Source organism: Pantoea sp. X-Soil-YNGN-775, from assembly GCF_059730575.1.
Map to the genome: position 1 here is coordinate 490206 of NZ_AP035945.1, position 11347 is coordinate 501552.

Consider the following 11347-nt stretch of genomic DNA (forward strand, 5'->3'; position numbering starts at 1 on the left):
CAGCCGATCGATGCCGCTTGCTACAGTCAGGGTCCCAGAGGTATTGATGGGTGAACATCAATAGATTTTCTTGATTACACCAACCTGCGCAGATGCGCAGGTTTTTTTTGCCCGGCATTTAGCGGCTGATAACGAACTGATACACAGTTTTCCTGTTAACCGGTCAGCGCTTTCTTTATAACTGCTCAATTACGCCCTCTTTTATCTCTTTAGCGCAGCGGATTGCCATGCCCCGGATTAAAAAACTACTGGGAAAAGACCAGATTAAAGCCCCGTTTAACCCTTTTCGCTTCCGTCTTATCTGCCTTGGTGTGCTGGCCTGCATGGTGGTGTTGCTGGCGCGCGTCGCGGACCTGCAGTTCCTCAATCAGCCGATGCTGGAGCACGAAGCCGATCAGCGCTCGCTGCGCACCGTCACGCTGCCAACCAGCCGTGGCACACTGCTGGATCGCAACGGCGAAGCGCTGGCGCTCAGCGTACCGTCACGCGATGTGATCGCCGATCCGTTACGCGTGCTGGAGAGCAATCCCGACTTCACCAGTGCCAAGTGGGCCTATCTGGCTGCCGCCCTGAATACCCGACCGGAGGTACTGGCGGCGCAGATCACCGCCAATCCAAAACGCCGTTTCCTCTATCTGGGACGTAAAATCGAACTGGGTATCGCCAAAGATATTAAAGAGCTGAAGCTGAAAGGCATCAGTGAGGTCTACGACGACAGCCGTTTCTATCCGATGAGTGAAGCGTCTGCGCCGCTGATTGGCATCGTCGGGGCGGATAATGTCGGCCTGAACGGGCTGGAGAAGGGCTTTGATAAGGTGTTGCAGGGCGAGCCGGGTAAAGAAGTTTATCGCCAGGACGCCGCCGGCAATATCATCGCGATGATCAACTATCAGCCGCCGACGCAGCCGCCGACGGTGCAGCTCAGCATCGACAAATACGATCAATACACTCTCTACAGTAAACTGCGCGACGGCGTGCTGCTGAATAAGGCGGACTCGGGCGCAGCGGTGCTGGTGAAGATCGACACCGGCGAGATTCTGGCGATGGCCTCCTATCCGTCGTTCAACCCGAATAACTACGATGGCGCCACGCCGGCCCAGATGCGTAACGCGGCGATTAACGACAGTTACGAACCCGGCTCGACGGTAAAGCCGCTGGTGGTGATGGAAGGGCTGGAGCGTCATCTGGTGCGGCCGGACTCGGTGATTGATACCACGCCCTACCGGGTCAACGGCCACCTGATCCGCGACGTTGGCCACTGGCCGCGCCTGACCATGACCGGCATCCTGCAGAAGTCGAGCGACATCGGCGTGTCCCATATTGCGCTGGCGATGCCGGCGGAAGCGCTGGTGAATACCTATCATGCGTTTGGTCTCGGTAAACCGACCGGCCTGGGCTTAACCGGCGAGAGCGTCGGTTACTTCCCGCTGCACCGCACCCGCTGGGCGGACATCGAACGAGCCACCTTCTCGTTTGGTTACGGCCTGCGCGTCACGCCGCTGCAGATTGCGCGTGAATACGCCACTCTCGGCTCTTACGGCGTCTACCGCCCGCTGTCGATTACCCGGGTCACCCCGCCGGTGCTGGGCAAGCAGGTGGCGAATCCGGAAACGGTGAAAGAGGTGGTACATATGCTGGAGAGTGACGTGTTGCCGGGCGGAACCGGGGTGAAAGCCGCAGTGCCGGGCTATCGTCTGGCGACCAAAACCGGTACCGCTGAGAAGATGGGCAACAGCGGCAAATATGATGGCGGTTACGTCAACTATACCGCCGGTATCGCGCCCGCCAGTCATCCGGAAGTGGCGCTGGTGGTGATGATTAACCATCCGACCGCCGGAGATCACTTTGGTGGCTCGGTGGCTGCGCCGGTATTCGGCAACATCATGGGGCCGGTACTGAAGCACATGAATATCGCGCCGGACGCTATTTACAGCGCGACCGCGGCGAACAACTAAGATAAATCTGAGAAAAATCAGAGTGTAAGTGCGGCGAGGCAGATATTCACACCTCGTTGCATTTCCCCGGATTCGGTTGCGTTTTCCCTCTGTTGCGGCGGCACGAAACAGTGCGAGGATAGAGGTCCCAGAGGTATTGATGGGTGTGAAAACAACACCGCTTCGGCAGTGATTACCCTGTTATTGCACCAACCCACGCAGATGCGTGGGTTTTTTTTTGCCTGCGACAGGCAGCACGCGCCGCCTGAATTTCTCCCGCCTGAGCATGCCGTCAACATCATCATCGTTCTTAACGAAACCCTTACCGTTTGCCGATAGAACGGCGCGTAACATTTCGCCGATAATGCCCGCCGTGAAGCCCCGGCTGGTGTTTTTCATGCTGGCGAATTCGCGGCAGCGCCATCAACCACTGCAGGTGGCTCACTTCATATTCCGCACCCGCCGGGATGTTATTTTCTGTTTATCTGAAGAGTTCGATGATGACTCACCACTCACGCTCCGCACGTTCCGGCTGGCTGAAATGGCTGCTTTTATTGATTGTGGCGGCGACCATCGCTGGCATGGCCTGGCGTCTGTTGCCCATCGGCAAAGCACCGGGCGGGGCGATGCCGACTGGCGGACGCGCTGCGCCCGGCAGAATGGGCGGCGGCGCGACCCTGGTACACAGCGGCGTCGCGACCCGTGCCGATGTGCCGGTCTGGCTGAATGCGCTCGGCACGGTGATCCCCAACGCCAGCGTGACGGTCACCAGCCGGGTCGATGGTCAGCTGCAACAGGTGTTCTTCACCGAAGGGCAGAAGGTCAGCGCTGGTCAGCTGCTGGCGCAGATCGATCCGCGCAGCTACCAGGCGACGCTGAATCAGTATCAGGGCGAACTTAATCAGAACCAGGCGCTGCTGAAAAGCGCCGAACTGACGCTGGCACGCTACCGCAAGCTGGCGGCGCAGGACTCGCTGTCGCGCCAGGATCTGGATAGCCAGATCGCCACGGTAGGGCAGTATCGCGGTGCAGTCGCCGCCGATCAGGCGCAGATCGCCAGCGCCAGACTGAGTATCGAATATGCCCGCATCACCGCGCCGATCGCTGGCCGGGTCGGGCTGCGTCAGGTCGACCCGGGCAACATGGTACAGACCTCCAGCAGCACCGGCCTGGTAACCATCACCCAGATGCAGCCGGCGGCGGTCACCTTTAGCGTACCGCAGAGCGAAATCCCGACGCTGGTGAGCGCCCTGCATCAGGGCCAGAGCCTGCCCGCTACGCTGTTTGACCAGGATAACCAGCATCTGCTCGCCAACGGCGAGGTGAAATACATCAGTAACCAGATCGATACCGCCACCGGTACCGTAGAACTGAAAGCGCTGTTCGCCAACCAGGATGAGTCGCTGTTTGCCAACCAGTTCGTCAATCTGCGGCTGCAGACCCGGGTGCTGAAAGGCGTAACGGTGATCCCGGCTCAGGCACTGCAGTTAAGCAGCGACGGCAGCTTTGTCTTCGTCATCAATCAGGACAACAGCGTCACGCGTAAAGCGGTCACCACCGGTCCGGCGGTTGACGACGATCATCAGGCGATCCTCAGCGGCGTTGCGCCGGGCGATCGGCTGGTCACCGAAGGAATCGATCGGCTGACTAACGGCAGCAAGGTTTCACTGGCGGATGAGACGCCTGCACCGGCAAGCGCTGAGGCCAAATGAATCCGTCACGGCTTTTTATACTGCGTCCGGTCGCCACCATCCTGCTGATGGTCGGCGTGCTGATTGCCGGCATTTTTGCCTATAAGTTTCTCTCCACCTCGGCGTTGCCGCAGGTCGACTATCCGACCATTCAGGTCACCACGCTCTATCCCGGTGCCAGTCCGGATGTGATGGCGTCGTCGGTGACCGCGCCGCTTGAGCGCCAGCTGGGCCAGATGGCCGGACTGAGTCAGATGACCTCCGCCAGCGCCAGCGGCTCGTCGGTGATTACGCTGAAATTCAGCCTCGATCTGTCACTGGATGTCGCCGAGCAGGAGGTGCAGGCTGCGATTAATGCCGCCGATAGCCTGCTGCCTGACGATCTGCCCAATCCGCCAACCTATAAAAAGGTTAACCCGGCGGACAGCGCGGTGATTACGCTGGCGGCCAGTTCCGACACGCTGCCGCTGACGCAGGTGCAGGATCTGGTAAATACCCGGGTGGCGCTCAGGCTGTCGCAGATTTCTGGCGTCGGGATGGTGACGCTGGCGGGCGGACAACAGCCGGCGATTCGGGTCCGGATCAACCCGAAAGCGCTCGCTGCCCACCATCTGACGCTGGAAGCGGTCAACACGCTGATTGGCAACAGCAACGTCAACGGCTCCAAAGGCGGCTTTGACGGCAAATATCACTCGGTAACCATTGATGCCAACGATCAGCTGCGCACCGCCGCTGAGTACGGCAACCTGATCCTCAGCTATGAGAATGGCGCGGCGCTGCGGCTGAAGGATATTGCCCTCATTGAGCAGGGGCCGGAGAACAGTTTTCAGTCGGCGTGGGCCAATAATCGGCCAGCGATTGTGATCAACGTGCAGCGTCAGCCCGGCGCGAACGTGATTCAGATGGTGGACAACATCAAGGCGCAGCTGCCGGTGCTGCAGGCGGCGCTGCCGGATGGGGTGAAGATGACTATCCTGTCCGATCGTACCCAGACCATTCGCGCCTCGATCAGCGACGTGCAGTTTGAACTGATGCTGTCGATTGCGCTGGTGGTGATGGTGACGTTCCTGTTCCTGCGCAACGTGGCGGCGACGCTGATCCCCAGCGTGGCGGTGCCGCTGTCGCTGATTGGGACCTTCGGCGTGATGTATCTGGCGGGCTTCAGCCTCAACAATCTGTCGCTGATGGCGCTGACCATCGCCACCGGTTTTGTCATCGACGATGCGATTGTGGTGGTCGAGAACATCTCCCGGCGGCTGGAGCAGGGCGAATCCCCGCTGGAAGCGGCGCTGAAAGGATCACAGCAGATTGGTTTTACCATCATCTCGCTGACCTTTTCGCTGATTGCGGTGCTGATCCCGCTGCTGTTTATGGGTGACGTGGTCGGGCGGCTGTTCCGCGAGTTTGCCATCACCCTGGCAGTGGCGATTCTGGTGTCGATGGTGGTATCGCTGACCCTGACGCCGATGCTGTGTGCTTATCTGCTGCGCCACATTCCACCAGAGCGGCAGTCCACTTTTGCCCGCAAAGGCGGCGTGCTGTTTGATCGCCTGATTGGCGGCTATGACCGGCTGCTGACGGTGGTGCTGAACCACCAGAAACTGACGCTGCTGGTGGCGCTGGCGACGGTAGCCCTGACCGCACTGCTCTATCTGGTGGTGCCGAAGGGCTTCTTCCCGACTCAGGATACCGGTCTGATTCAGGGAGTGACCGTCGCGTCGCAGGATGTCTCTTTCAGCGCGATGGCCACCCGGCAGCAGGCGCTGTCGGCGCTGATCATGAAAAACCCGGCGGTGGAAAGCGTCTCCTCGATCATCGGCATTGATGGCACCAACAGCAGCCTTAACAGTGGCCGCCTGCAGATCAACCTCAAGCCGTTTGCCGCGCGTGACGTCAAGGCGGATGAGGTGATTAAACAACTGCAGCAGGCCACCGCCGGCGTGACCGGGATTCAGCTCTATCTGCAACCGGCGCAGGATCTGACGGTTAACGATCAGGTCTCACCGAGCCAGTATCAGTTCACACTTGACGACGCCGACAGCGAGAACCTGGTGAAATGGTCACCTGCGCTGGTGGCGGCCCTGCAGCAGCGGCCAGAGTTTAACGGTGTAGTGAGCAACCTGCAGGATCAGGGACGCGTCGCCTTTGTGGAGCTGAACCGCGACAAAGCGGCGCGCTACGGCATCACGGCGGCGGACGTGGACACTGCGCTTTACAACGCCTTCGGTCAGCGGCTGGTGTCGACCATCTTCACCCAGTCGAATCAATATCGGGTGGTGCTGGAAGTCGCGCCCGCCTGGCAGCAGGGTCCGGCATCGTTTGATGATATCTATCTGCAACCGTCCGACAGCACGGACAGTTCGGACAGTTCGGACAGTTCGGACAGCAGCACGACAACCTCCGGCAGCAGCACCGCTTCGACCACCAGCACCACGGCCAGCAGCGGGATGGTAAAACTGACCTCAATTGCCACGATTCACCAGCGAACCGGCGCGCTGATGCACATGCGGCTGAACCAGTTCCCGGCGGTGATGATCTCCTTCAACCTCAATCCCGGCTATTCGCTGGAGCAGGGGCAACAGGCGATCGCGGCAGTGCGGCAGCAGCTTGCGCTGCCGCAGAGCATTACGCTGCGCTATCAGGGCGAAACCTCGGCGTTCCAGAGTGCCACCAGCAACACGCTGTGGCTGATTCTGGCGGCGCTGATCACCATGTATGTGGTGCTCGGCATTCTGTATGAAAGCTTTATCCATCCGGTCACCATCCTCTCGACGCTGCCGTCGGCGGCGGTCGGGGCGCTGTTGACGCTGCTGCTGGCCGGCACCGAATTCAGCCTGATTGCGCTGATTGGTGTGATCCTGCTGATCGGCATCGTCAAAAAGAACGCGATTATGATGATCGACTTTGCGCTGGAGGCGGAACATCAGCAGCATCTCAGCCCTCGCGAGGCGATCCACCAGGCCTGCCTGCTGCGCTTCCGGCCGATTCTGATGACCACCATGGCGGCGCTGCTCGGCGCACTGCCGCTGATGCTGGCGTCCGGGTCCGGCGCAGAACTGCGTCAGCCGCTGGGGCTGGTGATTGTCGGCGGACTGATCGTCAGTCAGGTGCTGACGCTGTTCTCCACGCCGGTGATCTACCTGTGGTTTGATGCGCTGGCACAGCGCGGCAAGCGCTGGGTGAAACGTCGTCAGCAACCGGCGCGGAGCGGACAATGAATCTGACCCGGCTGTTTATCTTCCGCCCGGTGGCGACGCTGCTGCTGACGCTGGCGATTCTGCTGGCCGGCGTACTCGGCTATCGTCTGCTGCCGGTCGCGCCGCTGCCGCAGGTCGATTTCCCGACCATCATGGTCAGCGCCAGCCTGGCCGGTGCCAGTCCGGAAACCATGGCGGCGACCGTCGCCACGCCGCTGGAGCGTTCACTCGGACAGATTGCCGGTATCACCGAGATGACCTCCAGCAGCTCGCAGGGTTCCAGCAGCATCATTCTGCAGTTTGAACTGGATCGCGATATCAACGGCGCGGCGCGTGACGTGCAGGCGGCGATCAACGCGGCGCGCAGCCTGCTGCCGAGTGCGATGGCGTCATTGCCGACCTACCGCAAAGCCAATCCGTCCGATGCGCCGATTGTGATGCTGGCGCTGACCTCTGCCACCCGCACGCCCGGTGAACTCTACGATCTGGCCGAGAGCAAAATCGAACAGGCGATGGGCCAGGTTAACGGCGTGGGCGAAGTCTCGCTGATGGGCAGTGCCCTGCCGGCGGTGCGGATTGATCTGCAACCGCTGAAGCTGACCCACTATGGTATTTCGCTGGATACGGTGCGCAGCGCGGTGGCGAACAGCACCACCAATCTGCCCAAAGGCGTGCTGCAGGGCAGCGGGCAGTCATGGCTGGTCGACAGCAATGGTCAACTGGATAAGGCGGCCAGCTATCGCGATCTGATCGTCAGCTATCAGCAGGGCAAAGCGGTGCGGCTGCACGATGTCGCCACGGTTTACGACTCGGTGGAAGATCGCTATCAGGCCGGTTTTCTCAATGCCACGCCCTCGGTGATGATCGGCATCAAGCGTCAGGCAGGCGCCAACATGCTCGACACCATCGACGCCATAAAAGCGCAGTTGCCGCAGCTGGAAAAAGATCTGCCGGCGGATACGCAACTGCGCATCGTCGTCGACCGCTCGCCCGGCGTGCGCGCCTCGCTGTATGACACCGAAGAGACGCTGCTGATTGCGGTATTGCTGGTGATCGCGGTGGTGTTTGTTTTTCTGCGCAATCTGCAGGCGGTGATCATTCCGGCGCTGGCCTTGCCGGTATCGCTGATCGGCACCTGCGCGGTGATGTATCTGCTTGGCTACAGCCTCGATAACCTGTCGCTGATGGCGCTGATTATCGCCACCGGTTTCGTGGTTGACGATGCGATCGTGGTGCTGGAGAACATTACCCGCCACATTGAGCGCGGGTTGAGTCCGCTGCGGGCGGCGTTGCGCGGGGCGCAGGAGGTGAGTTTCACCGTACTGTCGATGACCATCTCACTGATCGCGGTGTTTATTCCGATCCTGCTGATGGGCAGCATCGTCGGACGACTGTTCCGCGAATTCGCCGTTACCCTCACCGTGTCGCTGCTGATCTCGCTATTTGTCTCACTCAGCCTGACCCCGATGCTCTGTGCCCGGCTGCTGAAGCCGAAACCGCCGCTCAGCCAGCGGCCGCACCCGCTCTACCAGGCGATTGAGAACCTGCTGAATCGCCTGCTGGCCGCCTACGCGCGCGGGCTGGCGTGGGTGATGCGTCATCAGAAACTGACGCTGCTCAGCCTGCTGCTGACCGTGCTGCTCAACCTGTTTCTCTATTCGGTGGTACAGAAGGGCTTCTTTCCGAATCAGGATACCGGGCTGTTGATGGGCGCACTGCGCGCCGACCAGAACATTTCATTCCAGGCGATGAAGCCGAAGATGCAGATGTTTACCAAAATCATCGAGGCCGATCCGGCGGTAGAGAGCGTCATGTCGTCGATGGGCAGCGGGATGTTCGGCGCGCGCAACAGCGCCAACTTCTTTGTCCGGCTGAAAGATTTCGATCAGCGTGATGCCACCGCCACCGAAGTGGCGAACCGGCTGAGCCGTAAAACCAGCCAGCTGGCTGGCGCACAGATGTTCCTGATGGCGGCGCAGGACCTGCACATTGGCGGACGCAGCGCCAACGCCACTTATCAGTACAGCTTACAGGCTGACGATCTCGATCTGCTGCGCAGCTGGACGCCGAAAGTGCAGGCGGCGCTGGCGGCGATCCCCCAGCTCAACAGCGTTGATTCGGATTCGCAGACCGGCGGCCAGGAAGTGGAACTGACCATCGATCGTGATCGCGCCACCCGGCTTGGGGTCAACGTGCAGATGCTGGATACGCTGCTGAATAATGCCTTCAGCCAGCGGCAGATCGCCACGCTCTATCACACCCTGAATCAGTATCACGTGGTGATGTCGTTGCAGGATAGCGACACCGCCAATCCGGCGATGCTGCAACAGCTGTATGTGATTAACGACAGCGGCGATCGTATTCCGCTGTCGGCCTTTACCCGCTTCAGCGGCGGCAACGCCCCGCTGGCCGTGACGCATCAGGGCCAGTCCGCCACCAGCACCGTGGCTTTTAACCTCAATGATGGCGTCTCGCTCGAGCAGGCGCAGGGGTTGATCAAGCAGGCGATGGCGAAGCTGGGCCTGCCCGCCACCATCCAGGCCGGTTTTGCCGGGACGGCCGCCGCCTTTTCTCAGCTCACGGCCACCATGCCGTGGCTGATTCTGGCGGCGCTGGCGGCGGTCTATATCGTGCTCGGCGTGCTGTATGAGAGCTATATCCATCCGCTGACCATTCTGTCGACCCTGCCGTCAGCGGGCGTCGGCGCGCTGTTACTGCTGCTGCTGACTAACACCCAGCTGACGGTGATCGCGCTGATTGGCATCATTCTGCTGATCGGCATCGTCAAAAAGAACGCCATCATGATGATCGACTTCGCCATCAGCGCCGAAAGAGAGCAGGGCATGACGCCGCAGCAGGCGATTACCCAGGCCTGTCTGATGCGCTTCCGGCCGATCATGATGACCACGCTGGCGGCCTTTTTTGGTGCCTTACCGCTGTCACTTGGCAGCGGCGGCGATGCCGATCTGCGCAGTCCGCTCGGGATCGCCATCGCGGGTGGTCTGGCGCTCAGCCAGCTGCTGACGCTGTTCACCACCCCGGTTATTTATCTGTGGCTCGATCGTCTGAGCCGTGCCACTCAACGTCAATGGCGTCGTCTGCGCCATGCGGAATCCTGATTGATGAAACCCGTTATCCCGCTTGTTCTGATGCTGCTGCTGAGCGGCTGTACTGTTGGTCCCGACTACCAGCGCCCCGCGATGGCGATACCGATTCACTATAAAGAGGCCAAAGGCTGGCAGCAGGCGACGCCGCGCGATCAGCAGGGCAAAGGCGAATGGTGGGCGGTTTATCACGACGCCACCCTGAGCGGCCTGCTTAGCCAGGTGAGTATCTCGAACCAGAACGTCGCCAATTATGCGGCGCAGTACCGTCAGGCGCAGGCGCTGGCGAGCGAGTCACGCGCCGCGCTGTTTCCGTCACTGGGTTATGACAGCAGCGTGACGCGCAGCGGCAGCCACGCCACCAGCAGCAGCGCCCGCACCACCAGCAGCAGCCATCAGGCCGAACTGAGTGCCAGCTGGGAGCTGGATCTGTGGGGCAAACTGCGTCGCACGCTGGAAGAGAATCGCGCCAGCGCGGCGGCCAGCGCGGCGGAACTGGCCAATATCACCCTTAGCGCCCAGTCTGAACTGGCGCAGGACTATTTCCAGCTGCGTTTTATCGACCAGAAAATTGCGCTCTATCAGCAGAGCGTGGCGGCCTACCAGCGCTACCTAAAGGTGATCACTAACCAGTATCAGGCTGGCACGGCGTCGCTCGCTACCCAGGCACAGGCGCAGATGCAGCTGGAGAGCGCCAGCGCCTCGGCGCAGGATTATCAGTGGCAGCGTGCCCAGATGGAACACGCCATCGCGCTGCTGGTGGGCAAAGCGCCGGCGGACTTCAGCCTGCCTGCCGCGCCGTTGCACGCCACGCTGCCCACGGTGCCGGCCGGGCTGCCGAGCCAGCTGTTGCAACGCCGTCCTGATATCGCCTATGCCGAACGTAACATGGCGGCCGCTAACGCCGCGGTTGGCGTGGCGGTGGCTGGTTACTATCCGGATCTCACCCTCAGCGCCAGCGGCGGCGTCAGTTCATCGGCGCTGCATTCGCTGTTCTCATTGCCCAACCGCGTCTGGTCGCTGGGGCCGGCGCTAAGCGGCACGCTGCTCGACTTTGGTGCCACCCCGGCGCAGGTTGATCAGGCACGTGCCAGCTGGGATGCCAGCGTCGCCAGCTATCGTCAGACGGTATTAGCAGCGTTACAGGAGGTGGAAGATCAGCTGGTGGAACTCAACACCCTGCAGGGCGAGATTGCGGCCCAGCAGCGCGCAGCCGTGGCGGCTCAGACATCAGCGCGGGTGACGCGCAATCAGTATGAGGCCGGGATGATCGACTATCTCGACGTGGCCACCACCGAAAACAGCAGCCTGACCGAGCAACAGAGTTTACTGACGCTGCAAAGCAGCCAGTGGGTCAGCAGCGTGGCGCTGATTGCCGCGCTGGGCGGTGGCTGGCAGACACCCTGATCGCGGCGGATAAT

The 11347-nt window shown here is 61.0% G+C and carries 6 protein-coding genes; 5 read left to right on the forward strand and 1 reads right to left on the reverse strand.

The annotated features are described in order from the left end of the window. Positions 1-227: 227 nt before the first annotated feature. Complete coding sequence (locus tag AC6I8I_RS02210; protein ID WP_312055260.1) at positions 228-1955, forward strand: penicillin-binding transpeptidase domain-containing protein; 1728 nt, start codon at positions 228-230, stop codon at positions 1953-1955. A gap of 180 nt (positions 1956-2135) precedes the next feature. Here the strand turns inward: AC6I8I_RS02210 and AC6I8I_RS02215 are convergent, their stop codons facing one another. Next, positions 2136-2333 (reverse strand): hypothetical protein, encoded by a 198-nt coding sequence (locus tag AC6I8I_RS02215; protein ID WP_497828261.1) that lies wholly within the window; start codon positions 2331-2333, stop codon positions 2136-2138. Between the two features lie 98 nt (positions 2334-2431). Between AC6I8I_RS02215 and AC6I8I_RS02220 the strand changes: the two genes are divergently transcribed. From AC6I8I_RS02220 to AC6I8I_RS02235, 4 genes are read left to right on the forward strand one after another with little or no spacing between them, the layout of a single operon-like run. Next, positions 2432-3646 (forward strand): efflux RND transporter periplasmic adaptor subunit, encoded by a 1215-nt coding sequence (locus AC6I8I_RS02220; RefSeq protein ID WP_497828262.1) that lies wholly within the window; start codon positions 2432-2434, stop codon positions 3644-3646. Beyond that, positions 3643-6843: an efflux RND transporter permease subunit gene (locus AC6I8I_RS02225; protein WP_497828263.1), complete on the forward strand. Its 3201-nt coding sequence runs from the start codon at positions 3643-3645 to the stop codon at positions 6841-6843. The genes AC6I8I_RS02220 and AC6I8I_RS02225 overlap by 4 nt, the downstream gene beginning before the upstream one ends. After that, positions 6840-9941: a multidrug efflux RND transporter permease subunit gene (locus AC6I8I_RS02230; RefSeq protein WP_497828264.1), complete on the forward strand. Its 3102-nt coding sequence runs from the start codon at positions 6840-6842 to the stop codon at positions 9939-9941. The genes AC6I8I_RS02225 and AC6I8I_RS02230 overlap by 4 nt, the downstream gene beginning before the upstream one ends. Before the next feature lie 3 nt (positions 9942-9944). Next, positions 9945-11333 carry an efflux transporter outer membrane subunit gene (locus AC6I8I_RS02235; RefSeq protein ID WP_497828265.1) on the forward strand — a complete coding sequence of 463 codons (1389 nt, stop codon included), beginning with the start codon at positions 9945-9947 and terminating at the stop codon, positions 11331-11333. Positions 11334-11347 lie beyond the last annotated feature (14 nt).

What these genes read in the sequence shown, in the direction of transcription:
- AC6I8I_RS02210 (WP_312055260.1), top strand. Translation starts at nt 228, where the DNA reads ATGCCCCGGATTAAAAAACTACTGGGAAAAGACCAGATTAAAGCCCCG.
- AC6I8I_RS02215 (WP_497828261.1), bottom strand. Translation starts at nt 2,333, where the DNA reads ATGAAAAACACCAGCCGGGGCTTCACGGCGGGCATTATCGGCGAAATG.
- AC6I8I_RS02220 (WP_497828262.1), top strand. Translation starts at nt 2,432, where the DNA reads ATGATGACTCACCACTCACGCTCCGCACGTTCCGGCTGGCTGAAATGG.
- AC6I8I_RS02225 (WP_497828263.1), top strand. Translation starts at nt 3,643, where the DNA reads ATGAATCCGTCACGGCTTTTTATACTGCGTCCGGTCGCCACCATCCTG.
- AC6I8I_RS02230 (WP_497828264.1), top strand. Translation starts at nt 6,840, where the DNA reads ATGAATCTGACCCGGCTGTTTATCTTCCGCCCGGTGGCGACGCTGCTG.
- AC6I8I_RS02235 (WP_497828265.1), top strand. Translation starts at nt 9,945, where the DNA reads ATGAAACCCGTTATCCCGCTTGTTCTGATGCTGCTGCTGAGCGGCTGT.